Source organism: Psychrobacter sanguinis, from assembly GCF_020736705.1.
Classification (GTDB): domain Bacteria; phylum Pseudomonadota; class Gammaproteobacteria; order Pseudomonadales; family Moraxellaceae; genus Psychrobacter; species Psychrobacter sanguinis.
The window spans coordinates 1,744,354-1,767,636 of record NZ_CP085990.1 but is presented as its reverse complement, the minus strand read 5'-3'; the positions used below and the strand labels follow the sequence as shown (position 1 = coordinate 1,767,636).

The window sequence follows — 23,283 nt, the reverse complement described above, 5'->3', positions numbered from 1 at the left end:
TAAAAAATTATTTGGCTAGTGGTCGTAAGCAATTTTATTTTCATTCCGTTGATAGCTGTTTTAACAATTTCTTTGATAGTACTTTTAATTTAATAGGTCGCTTAAAGAACCTATCTAAAAAGTCAGCTTAGCTTATTGTGCCCCATTAGCTAAAATATAAAAGTTTCGACAGAGTAAACTCAGTTTAACTTTATTAAGCTATTAAAATTAAAGCACGCCTTCGTCTAGATTATAGGCAACAAATGCGGAGAGCCAAAATGCTTTATGTAAGCCGATGTTGCAGTGTGGCTTACAAAGTTTCTTTTGTTTACATCCCCCAATCTAAAACTCATGTACTTTTGTACTCTGTTCACATTGAATTTTTTAGACGCCTCTTTTTAGATTTGGTTTTTAGACCCCTTGTTTAGACCGCTTTTTAATTAACGTCTGGTATGGTTAGCTTCTAGATGACTTATTTGAATGACCTATTTAGAGGACCTACTACTTGCTATCGCTTACTGTTAACTGACTGCTGTACTCAGCTTTAACACTCAACCTTACTCAGCTTATGTTATAATAACGCCCTATTATTATCTTTTAAAATGACATCCCTTACCGATATATTTATCGCCGTATCCGTCTTATACCCTCTTTATTATCTATATTTAATAACTTTTAACGACTATCATCTTGGACTGCTTAATATGAGTGCTACCTTATTTGACCCCAAAACTATACGTCAACAAACAGCCGATACTTCACATTCAGCTGGGACCCTCGCGGTGGATAGCTTAGCCCAAGCCGATCTTGCACAAAAGCCGAAAAAGAAAGTTTATATTGCCACCCAAGGCTGTCAGATGAACGTGTATGACTCAGAAAAAATGGGCAACGTTCTGGGCGACTCACATGACATGATAGTGACCAATAACATTGAAGAAGCCGATGTTCTATTGATGAATACTTGCTCTATCCGTGAAAAAGCTCAAGAAAAAGTATTCTCAGAGTTGGGCCGTTGGCGTAAATTAAAAGAAGACAATCCAGATTTGGTTATTGGTGTGGGTGGCTGCGTCGCCTCACAAGAAGGCGATAACATTCAAAAACGCGCCCCTTACGTGGATATGGTATTTGGTCCTCAGACCTTACACCGCTTGCCAGAGCTTTATGACCAATCTACCCGTCAAAAAGATGTTAAACCCAAAGACCGTATCGGTACAGTCGATGTGTCCTTCCCAAGCATTGAAAAATTCGACTTCTTACCTGAACCAAAGGTTGAGGGTTATAGAGCGTTTGTTTCAATTATGGAAGGTTGCTCTAAATATTGTTCATTCTGCGTGGTGCCTTATACCCGCGGCGAGGAATTATCACGCCCACTAGATGACGTATTGGCAGAAATTGACAGCCTAGCAGAACAAGGGGTTCGTGAAATTACCCTATTGGGTCAAAACGTAAACGGCTATCGTGGTCAAAAAGATGATGGCAGTATCTGCCGATTTGCAGAGCTTTTACATTATGTGGCTCACGTGGACGGCATTGAGCGCATTCGCTATACCACCAGCCATCCTTTAGAGTTCACTGATGACATCATAGAAGCTTATGAGAAGTTACCACAGTTGGTGTCTCATTTACATCTACCGGTTCAAAGTGGCTCTAATAAAATTTTAGCGGCTATGAAGCGTAACCATACCATTGACGTTTATATCAATCAGATCAGAAAACTGATGGCGGTTCGCCCTGATATGCACTTATCAAGTGACTTTATTATTGGTTTCCCTGGCGAAACGGAAGAGGACTTCTTAGAAACTTTGAATTTGGCCAAAGAACTAGATTTCGACCATTCTTACAGCTTTATTTATTCAAAACGTCCTGGAACACCAGCTGCCGAGCTACCAGATGATGTGAGTTTAGCCACCAAAAAAGAGCGTCTGGCCATCTTCCAAAAGGTCATCGTTGACTCTACGTTGAAGAAAACCCAAGAAATGGTGGGCAAGACTTTACGCGTTATGGTTGAAGAGATTGCAGACCGTTATCCTGACCAATTATTAGGAACAGCAGACAACACTCGCTCAGTATTATTCACAGCCACTGAGGAGCAGAAAAAAGAGCTGATGGGTAAATTTGTCACTGTAAAAATTAACGACTACGTTAGCCCGCATATGGTGCGTGGTGAGCTAGTAGAAGTTTTAGGCTAATATAATTGGTAACTCTACGGAGTTAAAAGCCTCCCAACAAAACGTTTTACCTTTAAATAAAACCAAAAAAAGTACGGTGACTATTCATAGACACCGTACTTTTTTATGGCTTAACAATTAGTTAGATGACCAGTAATGATCAACAATCTACCCTTGGTCGAAATGCTAGCACGCCCTTATGACTGTAACATTACTTCCCATGCTAGGGCCAAAGCAATCAGCATAAATATCAAACCACACAGTCTATTAAGCCATAGCAGTCGTGACCCACTACCAAGCCATCCTGCGAGCTTGGTGCCGCCTAAAGTATAGATTATCTGCCAAGTTATCTCGCTGGTAAAGAATCCTAGGGTTAATATTACATACTGAGGCCATAGCACCGCATTAAAGTTGATGAACTTTGGAAAAAAAGCGGCAAAGAATAAAATAGCTTTGGGATTTGATAACGAGACCCACATACCTTGGCGGAACCGTTGCCAAGGGGTTTTTATCATTGAAGGCGGTTTATTTCGTGGTGATAGCTTGCGAGTAACGGTATTGATGGTATTGGTATCGCTATTTGTAGCATCGCTATCAATGATAGCCGCATCAACAGCAAAACTATCATTGTCCCCAGCATTTCGCCAAGTCTGTATGCCAAGATACAGTAGATACAATGCACCCACTACCTTTAGCATGGTCAGTAACCAAGGCATTTGACGACTGATAATATCAATACCAAGCAGTGCCGAGACCAGTAATATCAATAGGCCAAAGCTTAAGCCTAATAATACCCAAAACGTTTGGCGTACCCCATGATTTAGACCATACTGGAAAGCCAATAACATATTAGGGCCGGGTGTGGCTGAAAGTAAAAAAGTACTAAAAAAGAACAATAAAAAAGTCGAGCCACTCATCAACGATAACCTTAAACGCTAGCCGGTGTTTACAAACAAACTGTTTTTAAACAAAGCGTCTCTAAGCAGAACACCTTTGAATAAATTGCTTATCTAGTCTGGGAGTTTACTAAAAAATATAGACCCTTAAATCTGAAGGTCTTAAAGCTCACCTTATGACAACTAGCTTTGTAGCGACTGTAGTAATTTTTGCAAAAAGTCATCGCACTCGGCCAATTGAGCCAGCTCAACATATTCATCGGCCTTGTGGGCCTGTTCTATGCTACCTGGGCCACAGATGACAGTGGCAATACCTGCATTGGTAAACTGTCCACCTTCAGTAGCATAAGCCACTTTATGCCTTACTGAGGACTGTACCAAACCTGCAATAAGCTGTTGCAATGCTTCACTTTCAGTATCGGTCATGGCCGGCACACTTTCTAACTGCTCAATCTTAATGCCTGTTTGGCTATCTACTTGCTGCATTTGCTGATTAAGCTCGGTTATTCTTTGTTTAATCACCGGTAAAATATCTTGGGTGCCCATACTCGGCAGGTTACGATAATCAAAGGTAAACTCACACAGATTGGGCACAATATTAGTCGCGGTACCACCTTCAATTGTGCCGATAGATAGCGTCGAGTAAGGTACATCAAACATAGGATCCACTTGATCGGACTGAGCCAATTGACTCGCAAGCTCATCAATAAATCCAATTAGTTTCGCCGCATAGCTTATAGCGTTGATTCCTTGATGCGTCAACGATGAATGTGCTGATTTGCCATGCACTGAGCAACGGAACACGGAAATGCCCTTATGTGCTACTACCATTTTCATGGAAGAAGGCTCACCAACAATACAGTAATCTGGATTTATTCCACGCTGACTTAATTCCTCAAGCATCAGCGGTGCGCCAAGACAACCCACCTCTTCATCAAATGACAACGCCAAATGAAGTGGTTTTCTCAATTGACCTTGTTGAGACAATGCTACTGCTTGGGGCAGCAAGTTTAAGGCACAGGCAATAAACCCTTTCATATCGCACGCACCGCGACCATACAGCTTATCACCGCGAATCTCAGCTTTAAAAGGATCTGAAAGCCAGTCTTGACCATCAACAGGCACCACATCAGTATGCCCTGAAAGTACGATACCTCCTTTAATAGTGGCTGAGGCAGTATCTGCTAATCCGCCACCGGCTGGCACGCTGACAAATAAGTTGGCTTTACTTTGGTTAGCCTTATTGGAAGAATGCTCCCTATCTGTAGTGTCATTAAAGGTCAGCACCGGCTCAAGCCCCAAGCTAATACAATACGCCTGTACCTCTTCAATCAGTGCCAAGTTAGAGTGGCGACTCACGGTATCAAAGGCTATCAACCTTTTTAACCACTCTACACTTTGACTGGGATACGTAGTGCTCTGTTCTGAGATACTCATAGAACTTCCTTAAAGGGAATACAGCAAGGGGACCATGCTTATTTCATTGGCAAAATTAGTTAACACAACACAAAATGGGCTAAGGCAAATATGACTGATACTCGTATTAACAGTCAGAATAGCAATAATAAAGACAATAGCCCCAGACTTATAAAGCCAGCCTAACGCTTAAACTTTAGAGGTGCGCTGTTGCCACACACGTTGATGTAAAGCTTTTACTTGCTCATCAAACCCTGCTACTGGGCCTTCCGCCTTAATATCAGGAGCGACTTCATTTATACTTAGGCTATTGATTGGAGAATCAGCTTGTATACCTTGCTCTTGTTGCCACTGCTGCAATTGTTGCGATGAGCTGATATAGACAATACGTCCCAAGCCTGCCCAGGCGTGCGCCGCTGAACACATGGCGCAATGCTCACCTGAGGTATAAACCACCGCCTCACTTCGCTGCGCTTGAGTCATATTTTCTGCTGCCCACTGAGCCAGTGCTAGCTCAGGGTGATAAGTGGGCTCGACACTATTAACACGGTTACGGTCTTCTCTTAAAACCTCACCACTGCCTGATACCAACACACTACCAAAGGGCGAATCACCTGCCTCGACTGCTTCCGCCGCTAATGCCACACAACGTTGTAAATGAATTTTATCGGTGCCAGTTATCATAATAGGCTCGTCCTTATCATTGATTATCGGTATGAAAGTTTAACAATTCTTCAGCTTAAGAAGGATTATTTTGATTCATAATATCGATTACTGGAGGGATCGGCTTAGGCTTAACCCCTTCTTGCTCCAATTCTTTTGCTGTCTTAGCATTGACTGACAATCCAGCAATGAGTGGCAACGACATTAAGGATTTACGCGGTCTAATTGCCAAACTTACAGGCACCATACGTACAAACTCATATAAGTAAAGATAAGACTCTTCTCCGCCTTCAAACTCGTCATCTGGCTCAATACGAATACTGCCTATTTTTGCCAAATCTGAAAACATAACATTTTCTTCAGCCGTTAAGGTACAGTCAGTGACGCCAAAGCCGGTCATAAATCCATTGGCCCATTCTTTAAGCGCCATAACACGTTCATACAAATCGTGCTCATCATCAGGCACTAACGGGGAGTATTGATAGGCATCATCTTTATCTTTTAATTGAAAAGAGGTGTCTTCTGCTTCTTCAGCTAGCAGAGTCAACGCCGCTTCATTAGGAAGGGAGAAACTCAGTTCAGTTAACAGCTGCTCCCAGTCTTCAATTTTTGCTGGGGCATGACATACTGTCATTAGCCCTGTCATCAAGCCATGCAGCTCACTAATGGTCACATCTGTCCAATCTGCAAACGCTTTCGACCAATCGTTCCAGCCTGAAATATCGTCATTCATTACAATTACCTTTTTTATCAACAGTGAATTTTTATTAAGTTACTACTATTCTATCTTTAGCAGTCTTTCTTTAGGTTTAATTTCGATTAACTTTCTATGGTATGTCTGACACTTTCTGTCAGTCTAACTTACGACACAATATTAAATTTTGAGCCATTTTAAACACATTCGTTAACAACCTACTGCTAGATATAATGTGGGCATCTGTGGCATTATTAAAGGTATTATATACCTAACCTGGCATTTAAATTTTATCTGACTTTATTACAAGTGATTTCACATGACTCAGCCTTTAATTGAAAAACTGCAACATTTAGATTCTATATTGCACGATATTCGGCACCGTTATGATGCCTCTCAAAATGAGCTAGTGGCTTTAAAATCTAACCCTAAAATAGACACACAGCAAATTGAAGAGCTACAGCAGCAACTCAATGACATGCACAGTGCTTATGAGCAAGGCGTTACAGAGCAACAAAATTTGCAACAACAATTAAGCGACCTCAATAAAGAGTATGAGACCTTAGCTGAAGCACACCACACCTTAACTAGCACTTATGAACAAGGTGTCACCGAGCAACAAAATTTGCAACAACAATTAAGCGAGCTCAATGAAGAGTATCAGACCTTAACTGAATCACATCACACATTAAATGATGAATACAGTGAACTATTAAGAAAATGCGAAGCTTTAGAACAGGTTAATCAAGCTCTATTAGAGAAGAATCGCTTGGCAAAAGAGCATACCAAAGTGGTTATGCAGCGACTCACTCTCATTGACCAACCTGCAGATTAGTCCCCTCTTTCCCCCTGTTAATTTGACCTATATTGATGGTCTCAAATATTAACGGTGTCAGAGTCTCCTTAATTTGCTTGTCGATAACACCATTAATTAGGTGTCATACGATGAATTAGAATCAGCATGTAAATTGGAGACATATTAACAGGGAATACCGGTAGCATATAATTGGTTTATCGCTGCATGGAGGCATCTCTGTTTGGTGCTTTAAAATTTTGGTTATTTATAAATTACTTTATTTTAATTATTTAAGAGAAAAATATGTCAACTGATTATCCTAATGATCATGAACCACAGAATTCTGAGGTAAACTTTAATGAAGACGGTATCTTTACTGAATCTGACACTAAAGAGTTTGCTGAAAACAGTTTTAATGAAGAAAACGTCAATGATGAAAATAAGATGACCAGTAGCCATGACTCTGAAGCCCATCACTTGGAAAGCTACGAAGCGAACGATCAACACTCTAATCAAGTAGAGATTATTACTCCTGCAGACTTTGCTGAAGACCAAGATCTTATTGAAAATGAGACGTCAGAGCTTGAAACACAACAAGAGCCTGAGTTTGCCACGGTCAATATCAGTATCTTAAGCAAAGACTATACTATTAATTGCCCAGTCGGCGAAGAATACGAACTGTTTGAAGCCAGTGACTTTATCAATAATTTTATCGAAGACCTGCGCTCACAAGCCCCTCATCTTCCTCATGAAAACCTGCTAGTGCTTTGCTGTCTGAATCTTTATGAAAAACTGCAACAATCTAAAAACGCGGCGGCTGAAGTAGAGAAAGGTATGGACCAAGCCAATCAACTTATCGCAAGAATGATTGAAGACATGCAATTGGTGCAACAATAACTAAAATACTAGTTGACGATAGACACTTATAAGGCTGCCTAATGATTGTGCAGCCTTTTATTTGCCTATCATTTTGTTTAATTGACGCTTTAATTTAATTGGCGTCTTATTTAGTAACAGTGCTTTATTTAATGGCAATGCTCTATTTAACTATGGTTGGCGTAATCTGCTCTGCATTTCTTGCGTGAAAATCCGCTTGATGCTCATAGTTACAGAAGAACCAAGTGGTGACTTTTTTCAATGCTTGTTTCTTTTCAAACAGCTGCTTTTGATGGTCATCATAAGCTGATTGGGCTTGTTTCTTTTGTTGACGGGTTAACTGTTTTTGGTACGCTTTATCTGACGCTTGTTTTTCGTAAGTTGCTATCTGTTGCTCTAACGCTGCTATCTCAGACGTTAGTTCGTTTTTTCGCTGTTGGTCAGTCGCCATTAGCAAGGTTTCGGGTTTCGCCTCCATTACCCCTCGATATTCAGCCAAAGGATAGCCACAAAAGTCACATTCTCTTGGCGTAATAACATCCCCTTTTTTGGGCATGAACTCTTTTGGTGGTTTGGGGTACATAAATTTAAAGAAGGCCCACATAGCAAGCCAGATTAGGATAAGGGTAATTATAAATGCTAACATGAAAAATTTCCTAGTTTTGCCTGCTAAATAGCTATGGCTTGGATATAACATAAAAATTTGGTGTTATACTAACGGTAATTGTATCGTGTTTCGACTACAAAAATCGTTAACAATAGAAACAACAAAAAATTATAGGCGATACTGTATTTGATAGAGTATATCCTTGAAAGATTTTTTATATCGCTCATGTGATTTGTTATATTTGCCAAGCTAAATTGGCGTTTGGTAGTTTAGATGAGAAAGATTATAAGCCAAAACTCCTATCACTGTTGCGATGATAAAACCCATAAATTAATAACCCTTAAACGCTAAACGTAACCCTGTACATTGCCAACACCAACAAAATTTAATAAGTTGCTTTTGAGGCGATACGCTTGGCGCTAATACCCATAATGAATAGGACTTAATAATGTCTAACGAAAAAAACAGTAACCATATAAGTAACAATGCAACAGGAAAGTCGCTGAAATTTGCCCTAGCCCAATCTCATTTCATGGTAGGCGATATTCAGACCAATATTGAAAAAATGCGTAGTTTGGCCATTGAAGCACGTGATAATGGCGCTAATATCATTATCTTCCCTGAATTGGCATTGCTAGGCTATCCCCCCGAAGATTTATTACTGCGTCCCAGTCTTTCAGACAGAGTAAAAGCAGCGCTTAGCTCATTGAATGATATCAATGACATTGTGATGATTATTGGCTATCCGCATGTTGATTATCATGGCACTTTCAACTCAGCAGCCATTATCCAAAACGGCCAGCAAAAAGGCTTTTATCACAAACAGTACCTACCAAACTACGGTGTGTTTGATGAGCGCCGTTACTTTGACAAAGGTCGCAACCAAGTTCTATTTGATTATCAAGGTATTACTATTGGTCTGCTTATCTGCGAAGACCTGTGGCAGGACGAGCCTATCAAAGCGCTAAAAGACCAAGGTGCTGACTTAGTGGTAACCATTAACGCCTCTCCTTTTGAAGCAGGCAAACAGCATACCCGTCAAGCTTTGCTAAGCAAGCGAGCCACTGATAACAACTTACCTATTGTCTATGTTAACGCGGTAGGTGGCCAAGATGATTTAGTCTTCGACGGTGGCTCTATGGCCGTACAGGCCAATGGTAAAGTAGCTCATGAAGCCCCTCGCTTCTTAGAGCACATGCTGTATGCTAACTTTAATGTCGAGAGTGGTCAGTTTGACACCCAAACCAAAGCACCTTTACAGTTAAGTGCTGAATCTGAAACCTATCAAGCTTTAGTAGTGGGCTTACGCGACTATGTTAACCATTCAGGCTTTGAAGGGGTAATCGTTGGTCTATCAGGCGGTATCGATTCGGCGTTGACCCTATGTATCGCTGTAGATGCACTGGGTTCAGATAAGGTATATGCGGTAATGATGCCTTATGAATATACCTCACAAATCAGCTTAGAAGATGCGCAAGCTCAGGCGCGCAGATTGAATGTCTCTTATACTGTCTGTCCAATTCATGACGCTGTCGATGGTATGCGCCATACTTTAGCGCCTTTATTTAGCAAGGCCAAAGCGGATACCACGGAAGAGAATATCCAAGCACGTGCCCGCGGTATGGTGTTAATGGCATTGTCTAATAAGTTCGGTCATCTGGTTATCACCACAGGTAATAAGTCTGAAATGGCTGTCGGTTACTCTACTTTATACGGTGATATGGCCGGTGGGTTTGATGTGTTAAAAGATGTCTATAAGACTCAAGTTTATGCCTTAGCCAATTATCGTAACCGTTTAGAAGATACTGATGTTATTCCAGAACGGGTGATTACTCGTCCACCGTCGGCAGAGTTACGTCCAGATCAAAAAGACCAAGATAGCTTACCAGATTACGATATTTTAGATGCTATCTTAAAAGACTATATCGATAATGACCTAGGCTTTAATGAAATCGTTGCTAAAGGTTTTGACCCTGATACGGTACGTCAGACCATCCGCATGGTCGACAGAAGCGAATACAAACGCCGTCAAGCCGCTATTGGCACTAAGATAAGCCATAAAGCCTTTGGCCGTGAACGCCGCTATCCTCTAGTGAACGGTTGGAGCATTGAAAGCAAGTAACTCCTTAACCCCTTTAACTTGTTAGAGTTTAAACTTAAATAGCATTAAAAAAGGAGCGTCTATAATAGATGCTCCTTTTTTATGGGCAATTATTACTCAATTAATAATTTACCTTATCAGCTGCGATACTGCTTCCAAGTTGCAAATATCAATCTCTTGCCCCAAATATCGCACTGCCGACGCGGACCATCGTTGAGCCGTGGGCAATGGCTTGCTGCATATCACCGCTCATACCCATGCTTAGTGTATCCCACTGAGTTAACTCAGGATGCGCTTGCTGTATCTCATCGAACAGCTTTTTAGTGCGCTCAAAGGCATCTGAGCCCTCTTTAGATGGGATAATCATTAGTCCCCGTAGATTGAGATTATCGTAGCTTTTGATAGTCGTTATTAGAGATTCTAACTCGCTAGGTAGGCAGCCTGATTTACTGTCTTCATTGTCGATATTGACCTGAACCAATACGTTTAATTTGCCTAACGCTTGTGGACGCTGCTCGTTGAGACGCTTGGCAATAATATCGCGCTCCACGGTATGCACCCAATCAAAATTCTCCGCAATATCCCGGGTCTTATTACGCTGAATGTGGCCAATATAGTGCCAAACAATGTCTTTTGTAGCAGGTATGCTTGCCACTAGCTCTTTAATTTCTGCCATTTTTTCCATGGCTTCTTGTAGGTAGTTTTCACCAAAATGCACTTGGCCAGCTTGCGCTAACTCAGTAATCATCTCTGCCGGTTTGGTTTTAGATACCGCCAATAAAGTTACCGAATCTCGTTCTGAATCAGTACATGCTTTTTGAATTTGTTGCGTCACTTCTTGCCAGCGTTGTAGCAGTGTCGATTCCATTGATTTGCCCTCTTTGCTTTTAATTGATTTGTTGCCTAGTTTTTTAGTTATACTCTAATGGTACCACTTGTTAGACCTGCTTCTCTATTAGCAATCTTTTACCTTACTGTTTTTTATCTGTCTGGAGGCTGTATGGCTTCGTGCTTTTGTCGAACTGAGGCTTTTATCAGTTTCTTATTTTTATCCGCTTCATAAAATCTGAACCAAAAGTTTAAACCAAAGGTTTGCTTAACCACTATAATCAACAAAGGTGTTCGAGGGATTTGCTTAGAGGTAGTAAACAGTTTAACAAAACAGTCGCTTAACCAAAAAGGATGACCTAAGTGCCAGATACGGAAACAGACCGCTTTGACAGTATTCACGCTTTACTCACTTACGCCAACCAGCAAAATGCCTCAGACTTACATCTGTCCTCCGGTATGCCTGCTTTATTACGCATTGATGGCGATATTATTAAGATTGACATGCCTGTGATGGAGCATGCCGCCGTTAACCGTTATATTGCCAGCACTATGAACCGCGCTCAGTGCGATGAGTTTCAAAAACACTTAAAAATAGATTATGCGGTTTCGATGCCCGATATTGGGAGGTTTAGAGTCAATGCCTATACCCAAAGCCGAGGAACAGCTGCGGTGTTTAGGGCCATTCCTTGTTCTATACCGAGTTTACAACAGCTTGAGTTAGGGGGAACAAATTCTGGTGAGGCTACCTTCGATAATAAAGAAAACACCTCGCCTAGCTTACATTCTACTTTTGAAACCATCGCCAATTTTAAGCAAGGATTGGTGTTGGTCACCGGTCCCACTGGGTCAGGTAAATCCACCACCGTTGCTGCGTTGATTGACTTTATTAATAGCACTAGACCAGCCCATATTCTCACCATAGAAGATCCCATTGAATTTGTGCATCACTCAAAGCTAAGCCTTGTCAATCAACGTGAAGTGGCTCAACATACCTTAAATTTTGACACTGCGTTACGCTCGGCTTTAAGAGAAGACCCCGATGTTATCGTTATTGGTGAATTAAGAGATTTAACCAGTATCCGTTTGGCATTAACAGCAGCTGAAACAGGACACTTGGTTTTTGCCACTTTGCATACCAATTCAGCAACCAAAACTATAGATAGGATTGTCGATGTGTTTCCTGCTGCCGAAAAGGACATGGTCAGAGCCATGCTTTCAGAATCTCTAAAGGCGGTCATTTCACAAGTCTTGGTAAAACGTAAACAAGGGGGTCGCTTGGCGGCCTATGAAATCATGATAGCCACGCCCGCCATTCGCAATCTCATCCGTCAAAATAAATTAGCGCAAATGTATTCTGTCATTCAGACTGGCAGTAGCTTGGGTATGCGCACCCTTGAACACTCATTAAATGAATTAATAGACCGCAATCTTATTGAGCCACAAACGCTATAGTTATATAAATTTATAGGCATATAAAAAAGATTATGGCGTTGATATCAGCAGGCCTATTACCGTGTACTTATAGAGTAGTACTAGCATTCGGAATTGGGTTGCCTTGTACCCTATTTAGTATTTAGTCGCCTATGACCCTGAGTCATCTAACCTTACAAGGGTTAAAAATGCGATTTAAAAAAAGACCCGTTTATAACGGGTCTTATTCAAAAGATAAAATCGAAGAATAAAATTCTATTCAGCAGTCAAAGGGTTCAAATTAATGCTTTTTCGCTGAATCTTGGCACTTTTCATTGTCACATAAACCATATAGTACTAATGAGTGTCCAGACAATCTAAAGCCGTGCTCTGCAGCCACTTTCAATTGCTCTTCCTCAATGACCTCGTTATGGAATTCAATAATTTTACCGCATACATCACAGACCAAATGATCGTGGTGCTCGTCTTGGGTAATCTCAAAAACAGATAAGTTATTTTCAAAGTTGTGACGCTCAACAATACCTGCCTGCTCAAATTGAGTTAACACTCTATAGACAGTCGCTAAACCCACATCTTCGCCTTGCTCTATTAAGGCTTTATACACCTCTTCAGCACTCATATGATGATGTTCAGAGCTTTCTAATAGCTCAAGAATTTTGATACGAGGTAAAGTGATCTTCAGTCCTGCTTTACGTAACTCTTGATTGGTAGTTTTCATTGCGATCCTTATAACCTTATAATTTATGACTGTAACTGGTATTAAACTATTAAATAATGCAAAAATTAGTTAAATAGTCTCGTAAGTGGTAGGCAATTGCAAGTAATTGACGTATCATTTATTAAAACTTAGCGTTAGCTTAGACTCAATTAGTTTAATAGCCATTTAGTTTAGATGGTCTATCTTACTAAAATTTTATTATCAGTTTATAATTGCCAGAACTTTGGTAATTCTCATCACTGTCTTGAATCGTTATGACCTTACGGTAGCGATTACATTAGGTAATTCTAAAACGTGAACTTATGAATATATTAAAAAAATTACTGTACCCTATCGCCATCACTGCCACACTGTCGCTGTCGGCATGTTCTATTTTTGGTGTCTATAAAATCGATTTACCTCAAGGGACACCCATTACCCAAACTCAAGCACAGCAAATTCAACCAGGGATGAACAAAAACCAAGTGCTTTATTTAATTGGTAGCCCTGCTTTGCGTGACACGCTTGCGCCTAATCGTTGGGACTATATCTACGATTATACACCAGGCACTTATGGTGAACGCGAAGGCAAAAAAGTTATCAGCAACGCCAGTCAGCATCTTATCATTTATTTTGATGAGTCTGATACTGTGGTTAAAGTAGAAGGCATCGAAAGCCTTCCGGCAACCAAGCAATAAACCGTCTGATGCCCTTTTCATCTGAGGGCACCCTTCTTGTTTGAAGGCGATTAACGCTATTATCTGATCCATAATGGAAAAGGGTAATAGCGTTTTTAGCTTTTACGGTTCTTATTTTTTACTGCCTATCGTGTTGCCTATCTCTTCTAACTTCTATTGACTCACTGCTCGCTTCTTACGTTTGCGCATTGGATCAATGGTCAATGGCCGATAAATCTCAATCCTATCATGTGCTTTTAACACATAGCTCAATAGCTTCTTCTGTGAAAACACACCCACATACCAGCTCTTATTATTAATCTGCTCAGCTTCAGCATGTTCGTGGCACCACTGTTTAAGCAGCGGGTATTTTTGCAGCCAACCTGCTTGCTGCAATGCTTGTAATAGCGTCGTACCCTCAACAACTTCAATCTCCAGATAGTCGCTGTCAGTCGCTGAAGGCGCATAAGCCAAGCTGATAGGTAATTGTTTAGGCGTATTGACCTGAATGTCTTGGGAGCGGCTTATCATGACATTAACCAGCCTGCTATAGCGACAACAATTAACAATGGCACTAAAATACGAATGGCCACACGCCAGATATTATAGATACCCTCTGATTTGAAGTTTAACGACTTACGCATGTGACTGATTTTCATCTGCCAACCAGAGAATACCGCCAGAATTAATGCACTGATAATACTGACCACTACCAACACACCAGACAATACTTGAGGTGTTGCCAGCGCAACCAACAATATAGTTATTAAAATACTAACGGCAGTGGCTATCCAAATGCCAAAGCGCTGAAATACCGTAGCAATCTGAGTACTGGCATAATGCATAAAAAATGCTGCAGCGGCTAACACCCCAAAGGCATAAACAATCGTTGTAGCTGGGGCGAAATTGCCTGTGGTGAATATTAATGCCACGCTACCAATGACCAATTGGGTTAACCAAATAGGTAACACCGTTTTAGTGGCTATTTCACGGGTATTTTTGCCAATTTCAGCACTGTGATTTGGGTCACGGCTAACCAGTGGGCTATTGAACCAGAATAAACCAGTGCCCACACCGACACTGACCAACGCTAAGGTAACCGCTCTTGCCCACTCACCAAGGCTAGTCTCAGTCATGATAAGCGCCAGTGAAGACACATTATTCACAGCAGCCATCACAAAAGCGATGGCAATTAACACTAAAGACACTACCAAAGTGCTGCCACCCAATAGACTTAACATCCCAGCGATAACCACCATAATAATACCTAGGGCATAATCGGGTACGTTAACTGACATCCCTAATTTTTGAATAGCGTCTAGTAAATTAGCACTGACCGCATCAATGCTTAATCCAGTGATTACTAATGAGAGTAGTACTGTTAGCCATACAAAGCTGCGCCAAATAGTACTGGTATCTGCTTGTCTGGTAAGCTCTTGAATGCCTTGCGCAGGTATCTTTTGACTGCGATGCGCCAAACCAATCTCTGCATATAATAGTGGCAACCCTACCACCACCATCGCCGCCAACCACATAAGCCAAAAATCTATTTGACCTATAGGCGTAGGAACGAACCATTTAAATAATAGTAAAGGCAATAGTGCAGCGATAAACAAGGAGGCAAAACGATTTTGCATGCTGATATCCATGGGTTAAATTTTAAGTTAATGACAATCTAACTGATTTTGAACAGCCAAATCAAATGTATTCGCGTATCTAATAACATAAGACTGCGTAATAGGATTAATAAAAGCCCATCCTTAAGCTCTGTATAATTTATTCGTAAGCTCTACATCATACAATCAAATACTGCTTCACCGCTTGATAAGCCGATAGCTATATAACTTGGCAGCTTCACAACTTAATAGTTCTATAACAGAAAAACAAGCTTAGAGCTATTACAGTAATAGAAACGCTAAGCTCAGATATTGGGCTAAAATTTTGATTTTAAATACGGATGATTTATTTTAAATCAGATAATCATAAAGGCGCTAATAAACAAAAACCCCGAAGAACGGGGTTTTTGTTTATTAAATCTCTTTCGCTACTTTATATTTTAAGCATAGTGGGCTTTAGAATGAGCAACTTATCTGTTATTGATAAACGTATTGACAAATAATCTATTATCGAAAAAAATGCTATCGACAAAAAATACTATCTAAAAATAATATCATCGTCAAACAATAACTGACTAAGCCACCCACACAATCTGTTTAGTGAACCGCACTAACAAATTGAGATAAGATTTTGATATCACGATCACTAAGCTTAGAGGCAACTATTTGCATCATGCCTTTGTCGCCTTCTTTCGCTCCATCGTTGATACGTTTTTGATCACGAGCCACATCGTCTTCACGACCAGCAGCACGGAACATTTTCAATTGTAGGCCAAGATATTCAGCATGCTGACCACCAATACGTGGGAAAGCTGCATAGGCATTACCTAGGCCTTTAGGATCATGACAGCCTGCACAAGCAATAACACCGCGCTTCTTGTCACCACCTAAGAAGATTTTACCCGCTTCTTGAGCAGTAGCAGGGTTACCTGCGAACGCACCCCATGGTTTTTGTTCCGAGAAGTAACCCGCAACATTTGCTAGGTCTTGCTCACTTAAACCCGCAATCTGACCTTGCATAATACCGTTAATACGATAACCGGTTTTGAAATCTCTTAATTGTTTAAAAAGATAACGAACATTCTGACCTGCAAGATTGGGCTGAGTGGGTACAACACTGATACCCATCATGCCGTGACAGGCAGCACAGTTGTTTTCAACGATTTTTTGTCCGGCTGCAGCATCATACTTAGGAACAGTGACAGCTGCACTGGCGCCGATACTGGCAACACATAGGCTGGTGGCAACGAGCAATTTTTTCATTGTAGTCTAATCCTACTAAGTCTTTCAGGCGGTAGCTAAGCAACTATAACTTTGGCGCTGAAACGTTGATAATAAACAACCCTCTACTCCAAATGCCGGGAGGAACTATCAGCGTATGGTTAAGTTATAACTACTCACAGAGAATAATTAATGCCATTATTATATCAATAGTTTTGTAAAAATAGCTACCTATCCGTGACATATTAGTCAGTATGCCGTAATAATTTGGACTTAAAATAACTCACAGGTACAAAAAGCCCTGATTTTATCAGGGCTTTTGTGGTTTGGACACCAATAAATGCGTGTCAAAAAACAGCCAAATAGCTATCAAAAAATAGAGGGCCACCTATTAAAAGATAGCTTAATTACGGGGTTATTTAGACATATATTCAATCAGATCCGCGTAATCTTTGCTGGTTTTACAGTCACCGCATAACCCCCCTGCTGGCATTTGCTTACCGCCTGCTCTAACCGATTCTACCAACGCAGGCATACCTTTTTGAGCTTTTAGTTTTTGCCAATATTGAGTGTCGCCTTTTTGAGGGGCATTAAATGCTCCACTTGAATGACAAGTCGCACAGCTGGCTTCATAACGCGTGGCAACATCTGCATTGCCCAATACGGGAACGCTGCTTAATATAAGGGTAGCAAACAATGGTGCTATTACTTTATTAAATTTCATTAATATTCTCCTTACCTTCGTCGCCCATTTAAATCGATAATTTAAGTCGAAATTGGCCAAATATAAGTCAGTATGGCAAGTCAATATTTAGGGGTTAATAACTCCCTATTAGTGCCGTATTTACTGCTTTGCTTAACGAGGTATCATGCAATTGGTTAAATAACTTGTGACTTACAGGCTTTAGAATCAATACTTTGTTTGTATTACTTTTTGTGCTTATTCACTCGGCTAACTGTAAATACATAAAGCCAAATAAATAAGAATAGACAACTCGAAGATACAATTAAAACGATAAGATAGTAAATACTGTAAGGTGCTTAAAAAATATAAAACTCAGTAAACACCTATTCACTTAACTTATATTATGAAGGCTTTTCTTTAAAATTCAATAATAAAACTATACTTTATTGTTAACTGTACTTTGTTAATAGAACAAGATTAAGCTTTTGTTTTTAATAGATTTTACTAGAATCAGCCTGTTTAATCTAAAACTCATCCGTCAAATATAAAATTAATCGATCAAACTTGGTCAATTCTTCTGATTAAAGTGTTGGATATTTAAAACTATGATACAAACCTTTATTCAGGTTATTATCTTTAAGACGCAAGACTGGTTATAATGGTACAAACTATAGCTCCTCTTATTGAAGTACCGTATTGAAGTACATTGTTAAAGTACATCTTTGCAGTCACTCTTATAAAACGTTTTAACGCTTAACTCTATTGCCTATTAAATAGCCATCAAATTTATTTTATACCGTTCAAACTTGAGACACCTTATGGCCAATGCACCAAAGACCAAAAAGACCAAAGCCCCACAATATGTTGCTCCAGAATCTGCAGCAGACTTATCTCATTTATCGCCTCGTAAACGCTTAGAGCAAACTGAATTTTTAATGTCTGCTCCGACTTTCAAATTATGCCCAGCAGATACCGGTTACGAGGTAGCTTTTGCAGGACGCTCTAACGCTGGTAAATCTTCAGCTATTAACGTATTAACCAACCAAAGACAGTTGGCCCGTTCTTCTAAGACCCCTGGGCGTACCCAAATGATTAACTTCTTCTCTATCGGTAATGAAGAGGCTCGCTTAGTTGATTTGCCCGGCTACGGCTATGCTGCGGTCCCTGAAAAGATGAAGTTGGTCTGGCAAACTGAACTAGAGGAATATCTGGTATCGCGTGAAAGTTTGGCCGGACTTGTGCTATTGATGGACAGTCGTCATCCCCTAAAATTCTTTGATGAGCAGATGTTGCATTGGGCCAAAGATGGTGAGCTGCCCGTGCACGTCCTATTGACCAAAGCCGATAAATTTAAATATGGTCCTGCCAAAAATATTTTGCTACAAACCAAGCGTGAATTAGAAAAACTTGATCTGCCTTTTTCTATCCAATTGTTCTCTTCATTAAAAAAAGAAGGGATTGATGAGTTGGCCGAAGTGATGGGCCGCTGGTTAAGAATTGATGGACAACCAACACCTGAGTAAGCTGTGGGTTCAGCAGTCATTACCCTTGACTTAGGTTTTATTTTATAATGAGGGTATTGTGCTTTACTTTACAGCGATTTTTTGTAAGTCTTAATGACTTTTAAGCCTTTTTTTAACGTTGCTTTTAAACTTATCCTTGTTTTTAGAAATGAGTAAAAAGGTATAAACCGATAAGCGGCTATAAATTTAATGCTATGGTTTATACCTGACCTATTGATTCTGCTATATTGTCACTTTTCGATTATTTCTATTTCTAAATACTTTTTAAGTAAACTTTGGCATCTTTTAGCTTTAAATAAGGCGCTTCTGAAAGTAAAACCCTTATTATTTACTTATCATCCAAATTTTTTGTTTTAAACTAACATATAAGACGGCTTCTATGACTGATTCGACTACCTCCACTCCAGATTACAAAGATACGTTAAACCTTGCCGACACAGCGTTTCCAATGCGAGGCAACCTAGCCCAGCGTGAACCAGATTGGTTAAAAGCTTGGGAAGCAGATGATGTGTATGGCAAAATCCGTGAAGCGAAAGCGGGACGTGAAAAGTATATTTTGCATGATGGTCCTCCTTATGCTAACGGTCAAATTCACTTAGGCCATGCCGTAAACAAAGTCTTAAAAGACATTATCGTTAAGTCAAAAACATTGTCAGGTTATGATGCACCGTATGTCCCTGGTTGGGATTGCCATGGTCTGCCTATCGAGCAAAAAGTAGAAGCTAAAGTTGGTAAAGTAGGTCAAAAAGTGACTGCCACTGAGTTTCGTGGTCTGTGCCGTGAATATGCCCGTAGCCAAGTTGATTTACAAATGGCTGACTTTAAGCGCCTGGGTGTATTTGGCGATTGGGAAAATCCTTATCTGACCATGAACTTCCACCAAGAAGCGAATATTGTCCGTGCTTTAGGTAAAATCTACGCCAATGGCTATGTAACCCGGGGTATGAAGCCTGTTAACTGGTGTCTGGATTGTGGCTCTTCTTTGGCGGAAGCTGAGGTTGAGTATGAGGATAAAACCTCCGATGCCATTTATGTGGCTTTTGACCTTGTTGATCCTTCACAAGTTTTGCCTGAAGGCAATAACGACAAAACAGCCGCAGTAATCTGGACCACAACGCCTTGGACTTTGCCTGCTAACCAAGCCATTGCCGTAAGTGCTGACTTTGAATACAGCGTGGTGAAAACCAGCAAAGGCAACTTAGTGTTGGCCACTGACTTAGTAGACAATGCTTTACAAGCGCTTGGTCTAGAAAATGAAGGGGTGATTACTACTTTAATGGGCGATAAGCTTGAGCTAGTCAAAGCTCAGCATCCGTTAATCGAATCACGCCAAGTGCCTATCATTTTAGGTGAGCATGTTACTACTGAAAGCGGTACTGGCCTAGTACACACCGCTCCAGCTCATGGTGCAGACGACTACATCGTAAGCTTACGCTATGACTTACCTGTGACCAATCCTGTTGGGGGTAATGGGGTTTATCTGGACACCGCAGAAGTGTTTATTGGTGAGCACATCTATAAAGCCCAACCCAAAATTATCGAAGCATTAAGTAATAGCGGTCACTTATTAAAGCATTACAAAATGGAGCACAGCTACCCTCATTGCTGGCGCCATAAGACCCCTATTATCTTCCGTGCTACACCGCAGTGGTTTATCCGCATGGATCATAAGGTCACTGAAAAAGGCAATACTTTAAGACAGCAGACGTTACATGACATTCCGAATGTCATTTGGACGCCAGCCTGGGGTCAAAATCGTATTGAAGCTATGGTAGCCGGTCGTCCTGACTGGTGTATCTCTCGCCAGCGTACTTGGGGCGTGCCGATTCCTTTCTTTACCCATAAAGACACCGATGAGCTGCATCCGAATACTCTAGAGCTTATGGAAAAAATCGCTCAAGTCATCGAAAAAGGCGGCGTAGAGGCTTGGTTTGATGCGGCAGCTGAAGACTTCATTGGTGAAGATGCCAAAGATTATGTCAAATCTACTGACACCCTAGATGTGTGGTTTGACTCGGGAACGACTCACTTTGCTGTCCTTGAGCAAGATGAAAACCAGACCAACCCTGCCGATATGTATTTAGAAGGCTCAGACCAACATCGCGGTTGGTTCCAAACTTCGCTATTAACATCAGAGGCAATGTATGGCAGAGCACCGTATAAACAAGTACTGACTCACGGCTTCGTGGTAGATGAAAACGGCCGTAAAATGAGTAAGTCTTTGGGTAACATCATTAACCCACAAGATGAAATCAATAAAACCGGTGCAGACATGCTGCGTATGTGGATCGCATCAAGCGACTACCGTTATGAAATGAACGCTGGTAAGCAAGCTTTCAAAGGTGCCACAGACATGTACCGCCGTATTCGTAATACGGTACGTTTCTTGTTGGCCAACACTGATGATTTCAATCCAGAGACTGATAGCTTGGCGATGGATGAGCTGGTAAGCTTGGATAAATACATCATGCTACGTGCTCAGAAAGTGCAGCAAGCTATTGTGGCTGCTTATGATGCCATGGATTTCCACCAAGTGACTCAGCAAGTGACTGCTTTTTGTTCACAAGACTTAGGCGGCTTCTATCTAGATATTATCAAAGACCGTCAATATACCACCATGGCGGATGGCAAACCTCGTCGTTCGGCACAGACAGCGATGTACCACATTGCTCATGCGCTACTACGCTGGATTGCCCCTATCTTAAGCTTTACGGCTCAAGAAGCTTGGGAGGCATTGCTGAAAGAATCCGCTACCGGTGCCAATGCTTATGTCTTCACCCAAGACTGGTATCAATTACCTGACTTTAGCATGGACAAAATTAGCGAAGCGGATTGGGCGGTTATTTTGGAAGCCAAAGACGCCATCAACAAAGTTATCGAGCATGCTCGTGAACAAAAACGCATCAATGCCAACCTTTCAGCCGCTGTGGCAATTTATGCTGATGGCGAGATTTACGACAGTCTGGCTAAGCTTGAAGACGAGCTACGTTTCGTATTGATTACCAGCTCGGCCAGCTTAAATAAACTAAGCGATGAACAATTAGGCGATGCCACAGAACTGGACAACCTTCGCGTGGAAGTTACGCCTGCTGAAGGCACCAAGTGTATTCGCTGCTGGCACGTTCGTGACGATGTGGGCTCTAATGCTACCCATCCGCTACTTTGCACACGCTGTGTGAGCAATATCGAAGGTACAGGCGAGGTCCGATACTATGCCTAATAACTCAGGCCATTCAAGTGACACACCAACACCGGCCTATGCCACAGCGACGCCTAGTCTGACTAAGCGTCCTAAGCTGGTACCTAATAAAGGGCGAGCCCTCTTATGGTACTTGCTGTCACTGCTGGTAATCGGCTTGGATCAATGGACCAAATGGTTGGCTGAATTGAAGCTTAATTTTCATGAGCCTATCCCGGTCATTGAGCCTATTTTAAATTGGACCTTGGCCTATAACTATGGGGCTGCCTTTAGCTTCTTAGCGGATCAAGGCGGCTGGCAAAAATGGTTTTTTGCTGGACTGTCACTGGCGATGTCTATTTTCTTGGTTATTTACTTGACCCGAGCACCGCGTCAGGCAAAACTGTTGAATGTGGGTTTGGCACTTATTTTAGGCGGGGCTATCGGTAACTTAATTGATCGGGTACGCATCGGTAAGGTCATTGACTTTATTCATGTACACTATGCCGATGTGTGGCATTATCCTATTTTTAACATTGCCGATATTGCCATCTGTATTGGGGTGGCCATCGTGGTTATCGATATGCTATTTTTTGAAAGCAAACGCAATGCTAAGTTTCAAGCTTAAGTCATTATGATTTATAGCTGATAAAAAAGGCCCTTCACTTTGAGGGGCCTTTTTTATGGAACTAGAATACTATAAATGTTTTTCATGATGAAAAATTCACGCTAAGAAATTGATCTTAATGACTCACACTGAACCACTAAAACTGTGAAATATCACCACCTGAAATTAGATACAGCAGCGCTGCTAAGTTGATTATGACAGTGACATAATAGGTCAATCTAAAATCAGGCTTTTGGGTTTTATGGCGTAAATAGTTTTGAGCCAGCATCGCTCCTACCCAGCCTCCTACTGCACTTAAGAAATGTAAGGTGATCTCCGGCGTACGCCATTTACCTTGCTGTGCTGCACGTTTGTCTTTGGCATAAACTAAATAAGTGACTGCTCCTATTAATACATACCATCCCACCACTGCCCAACTGATTTTCCCCATTGCGGCAATAAACAGCAAGACAGCATAAAAGCCGATGCCCATTAACAGTTGCTGTTTTTGCTTTTGTTGAAAGTCAATATGCTTTGAGGCTCTTCTAACCGGGCTTTTTTTCATCATAATCTCTGTGGTGACTAAAATGCTAAGTTTGTTTTATGCTCTAAATTTATACC

The 23,283-nt window shown here is 41.0% G+C and carries 21 protein-coding genes; 9 read left to right on the top strand and 12 right to left on the bottom strand.

Features of this window, described 5'->3' with window-relative positions:
* Positions 1-683: 683 nt before the first annotated feature.
* Positions 684-2,168, top strand: a complete 1,485-nt coding sequence (miaB, locus tag LK453_RS07560; protein WP_044298367.1) for a tRNA (N6-isopentenyl adenosine(37)-C2)-methylthiotransferase MiaB — start codon at positions 684-686, stop codon at positions 2,166-2,168.
* A 176-nt stretch (positions 2,169-2,344) separates the two neighbouring features.
* On the opposite strand, the gene LK453_RS07555 is transcribed toward miaB, so the two are convergent.
* The 4 genes from LK453_RS07555 to LK453_RS07540 form a co-directional block, all read right to left on the bottom strand.
* On the bottom strand, positions 2,345-3,064 hold the full coding sequence (locus LK453_RS07555; RefSeq protein ID WP_201534678.1) for a LysE family translocator: 720 nt from the start codon (positions 3,062-3,064) through the stop codon (positions 2,345-2,347).
* 162 nt (positions 3,065-3,226) lie between these two features.
* A complete protein-coding gene (gene argE / locus LK453_RS07550) occupies positions 3,227-4,480 on the bottom strand; it encodes an acetylornithine deacetylase (protein WP_201534675.1) in 1,254 nt (417 codons plus the stop codon).
* A gap of 168 nt (positions 4,481-4,648) precedes the next feature.
* Entirely contained in the window at positions 4,649-5,143 is a 495-nt protein-coding gene (locus LK453_RS07545; protein WP_201534673.1) for a nucleoside deaminase, read from the bottom strand.
* A gap of 55 nt (positions 5,144-5,198) precedes the next feature.
* Positions 5,199-5,855 (bottom strand): UPF0149 family protein, encoded by a 657-nt coding sequence (locus LK453_RS07540; protein ID WP_007395539.1) that lies wholly within the window; start codon positions 5,853-5,855, stop codon positions 5,199-5,201.
* Positions 5,856-6,135: 280 nt separating this feature from the next.
* Between LK453_RS07540 and LK453_RS07535 the strand changes: the two genes are divergently transcribed.
* Both LK453_RS07535 and zapA read left to right on the top strand, forming a co-directional pair.
* Positions 6,136-6,651 (top strand): coiled-coil domain-containing protein, encoded by a 516-nt coding sequence (locus LK453_RS07535; RefSeq protein ID WP_007395540.1) that lies wholly within the window; start codon positions 6,136-6,138, stop codon positions 6,649-6,651.
* A 264-nt stretch (positions 6,652-6,915) separates the two neighbouring features.
* Positions 6,916-7,509, top strand: coding sequence for a cell division protein ZapA (gene zapA, locus LK453_RS07530; protein WP_007395541.1), 594 nt, complete (start codon positions 6,916-6,918; stop codon positions 7,507-7,509).
* A 142-nt stretch (positions 7,510-7,651) separates the two neighbouring features.
* On the opposite strand, the gene LK453_RS07525 is transcribed toward zapA, so the two are convergent.
* Positions 7,652-8,134 carry a hypothetical protein gene (locus LK453_RS07525; RefSeq protein ID WP_201528057.1) on the bottom strand — a complete coding sequence of 161 codons (483 nt, stop codon included), beginning with the start codon at positions 8,132-8,134 and terminating at the stop codon, positions 7,652-7,654.
* Positions 8,135-8,543: 409 nt separating this feature from the next.
* Between LK453_RS07525 and LK453_RS07520 the strand changes: the two genes are divergently transcribed.
* Positions 8,544-10,217 carry an NAD+ synthase gene (locus tag LK453_RS07520; RefSeq protein ID WP_007395543.1) on the top strand — a complete coding sequence of 558 codons (1,674 nt, stop codon included), beginning with the start codon at positions 8,544-8,546 and terminating at the stop codon, positions 10,215-10,217.
* 148 nt (positions 10,218-10,365) lie between these two features.
* On the opposite strand, the gene LK453_RS07515 is transcribed toward LK453_RS07520, so the two are convergent.
* Complete coding sequence (locus tag LK453_RS07515) at positions 10,366-11,064, bottom strand: YggS family pyridoxal phosphate-dependent enzyme (RefSeq protein ID WP_007395544.1); 699 nt, start codon at positions 11,062-11,064, stop codon at positions 10,366-10,368.
* A gap of 356 nt (positions 11,065-11,420) precedes the next feature.
* On the opposite strand from LK453_RS07515, the gene LK453_RS07510 reads away from it, so the two are divergent.
* Positions 11,421-12,479: a type IV pilus twitching motility protein PilT gene (locus LK453_RS07510; RefSeq protein WP_201534837.1), complete on the top strand. Its 1,059-nt coding sequence runs from the start codon at positions 11,421-11,423 to the stop codon at positions 12,477-12,479.
* Positions 12,480-12,738: 259 nt separating this feature from the next.
* On the opposite strand, the gene fur is transcribed toward LK453_RS07510, so the two are convergent.
* On the bottom strand, positions 12,739-13,176 hold the full coding sequence (gene fur, locus LK453_RS07505; RefSeq protein WP_007395547.1) for a ferric iron uptake transcriptional regulator: 438 nt from the start codon (positions 13,174-13,176) through the stop codon (positions 12,739-12,741).
* 302 nt (positions 13,177-13,478) lie between these two features.
* Here fur and LK453_RS07500 point away from each other — a divergent pair, with 302 nt between their 5' ends.
* Complete coding sequence (locus LK453_RS07500) at positions 13,479-13,853, top strand: outer membrane protein assembly factor BamE (protein ID WP_007395548.1); 375 nt, start codon at positions 13,479-13,481, stop codon at positions 13,851-13,853.
* Between the two features lie 153 nt (positions 13,854-14,006).
* On the opposite strand, the gene LK453_RS07495 is transcribed toward LK453_RS07500, so the two are convergent.
* The 4 genes from LK453_RS07495 to LK453_RS07480 form a co-directional block, all read right to left on the bottom strand.
* A complete protein-coding gene (locus LK453_RS07495; RefSeq protein ID WP_201534670.1) occupies positions 14,007-14,363 on the bottom strand; it encodes an RnfH family protein in 357 nt (118 codons plus the stop codon).
* Complete coding sequence (locus LK453_RS07490) at positions 14,360-15,469, bottom strand: hypothetical protein (protein WP_227674373.1); 1,110 nt, start codon at positions 15,467-15,469, stop codon at positions 14,360-14,362. The genes LK453_RS07495 and LK453_RS07490 overlap by 4 nt, the downstream gene beginning before the upstream one ends.
* A gap of 576 nt (positions 15,470-16,045) precedes the next feature.
* Positions 16,046-16,711: a c-type cytochrome gene (locus tag LK453_RS07485; RefSeq protein WP_007395551.1), complete on the bottom strand. Its 666-nt coding sequence runs from the start codon at positions 16,709-16,711 to the stop codon at positions 16,046-16,048.
* A 373-nt stretch (positions 16,712-17,084) separates the two neighbouring features.
* A complete protein-coding gene (locus LK453_RS07480; RefSeq protein ID WP_007395552.1) occupies positions 17,085-17,393 on the bottom strand; it encodes a c-type cytochrome in 309 nt (102 codons plus the stop codon).
* A 779-nt stretch (positions 17,394-18,172) separates the two neighbouring features.
* Between LK453_RS07480 and yihA the strand changes: the two genes are divergently transcribed.
* The 3 genes from yihA (at position 18,173) to lspA (ending at position 22,683) form a co-directional block, all read left to right on the top strand.
* A complete protein-coding gene (yihA, locus tag LK453_RS07475) occupies positions 18,173-18,877 on the top strand; it encodes a ribosome biogenesis GTP-binding protein YihA/YsxC (RefSeq protein ID WP_201534664.1) in 705 nt (234 codons plus the stop codon).
* Between the two features lie 379 nt (positions 18,878-19,256).
* Entirely contained in the window at positions 19,257-22,097 is a 2,841-nt protein-coding gene (ileS, locus tag LK453_RS07470; RefSeq protein WP_201534661.1) for an isoleucine--tRNA ligase, read from the top strand.
* Positions 22,090-22,683, top strand: coding sequence for a signal peptidase II (gene lspA, locus LK453_RS07465; protein WP_007395555.1), 594 nt, complete (start codon positions 22,090-22,092; stop codon positions 22,681-22,683). The genes ileS and lspA overlap by 8 nt, the downstream gene beginning before the upstream one ends.
* 136 nt (positions 22,684-22,819) lie before the next feature.
* Here lspA and LK453_RS07460 read toward each other — a convergent pair whose 3' ends face one another.
* Complete coding sequence (locus LK453_RS07460) at positions 22,820-23,230, bottom strand: DUF1294 domain-containing protein (protein ID WP_201534647.1); 411 nt, start codon at positions 23,228-23,230, stop codon at positions 22,820-22,822.
* Between the last annotated feature and the right edge of the window lie 53 nt (positions 23,231-23,283).

Bases quoted from the DNA above. Each gene is read 5' to 3' on its own strand.
- miaB (WP_044298367.1), top strand. From the start codon at position 684: ATGAGTGCTACCTTATTTGACCCCAAAACTATACGTCAACAAACAGCC.
- LK453_RS07555 (WP_201534678.1), bottom strand. From the start codon at position 3,064: ATGAGTGGCTCGACTTTTTTATTGTTCTTTTTTAGTACTTTTTTACTT.
- argE (WP_201534675.1), bottom strand. From the start codon at position 4,480: ATGAGTATCTCAGAACAGAGCACTACGTATCCCAGTCAAAGTGTAGAG.
- LK453_RS07545 (WP_201534673.1), bottom strand. From the start codon at position 5,143: ATGATAACTGGCACCGATAAAATTCATTTACAACGTTGTGTGGCATTA.
- LK453_RS07540 (WP_007395539.1), bottom strand. From the start codon at position 5,855: ATGAATGACGATATTTCAGGCTGGAACGATTGGTCGAAAGCGTTTGCA.
- LK453_RS07535 (WP_007395540.1), top strand. From the start codon at position 6,136: ATGACTCAGCCTTTAATTGAAAAACTGCAACATTTAGATTCTATATTG.
- zapA (WP_007395541.1), top strand. From the start codon at position 6,916: ATGTCAACTGATTATCCTAATGATCATGAACCACAGAATTCTGAGGTA.
- LK453_RS07525 (WP_201528057.1), bottom strand. From the start codon at position 8,134: ATGTTAGCATTTATAATTACCCTTATCCTAATCTGGCTTGCTATGTGG.
- LK453_RS07520 (WP_007395543.1), top strand. From the start codon at position 8,544: ATGTCTAACGAAAAAAACAGTAACCATATAAGTAACAATGCAACAGGA.
- LK453_RS07515 (WP_007395544.1), bottom strand. From the start codon at position 11,064: ATGGAATCGACACTGCTACAACGCTGGCAAGAAGTGACGCAACAAATT.
- fur (WP_007395547.1), bottom strand. From the start codon at position 13,176: ATGAAAACTACCAATCAAGAGTTACGTAAAGCAGGACTGAAGATCACT.
- LK453_RS07500 (WP_007395548.1), top strand. From the start codon at position 13,479: ATGAATATATTAAAAAAATTACTGTACCCTATCGCCATCACTGCCACA.
- LK453_RS07495 (WP_201534670.1), bottom strand. From the start codon at position 14,363: ATGATAAGCCGCTCCCAAGACATTCAGGTCAATACGCCTAAACAATTA.
- LK453_RS07490 (WP_227674373.1), bottom strand. From the start codon at position 15,469: ATGCAAAATCGTTTTGCCTCCTTGTTTATCGCTGCACTATTGCCTTTA.
- LK453_RS07485 (WP_007395551.1), bottom strand. From the start codon at position 16,711: ATGAAAAAATTGCTCGTTGCCACCAGCCTATGTGTTGCCAGTATCGGC.
- LK453_RS07480 (WP_007395552.1), bottom strand. From the start codon at position 17,393: ATGAAATTTAATAAAGTAATAGCACCATTGTTTGCTACCCTTATATTA.
- yihA (WP_201534664.1), top strand. From the start codon at position 18,173: ATGGCCAATGCACCAAAGACCAAAAAGACCAAAGCCCCACAATATGTT.
- ileS (WP_201534661.1), top strand. From the start codon at position 19,257: ATGACTGATTCGACTACCTCCACTCCAGATTACAAAGATACGTTAAAC.
- lspA (WP_007395555.1), top strand. From the start codon at position 22,090: ATGCCTAATAACTCAGGCCATTCAAGTGACACACCAACACCGGCCTAT.
- LK453_RS07460 (WP_201534647.1), bottom strand. From the start codon at position 23,230: ATGATGAAAAAAAGCCCGGTTAGAAGAGCCTCAAAGCATATTGACTTT.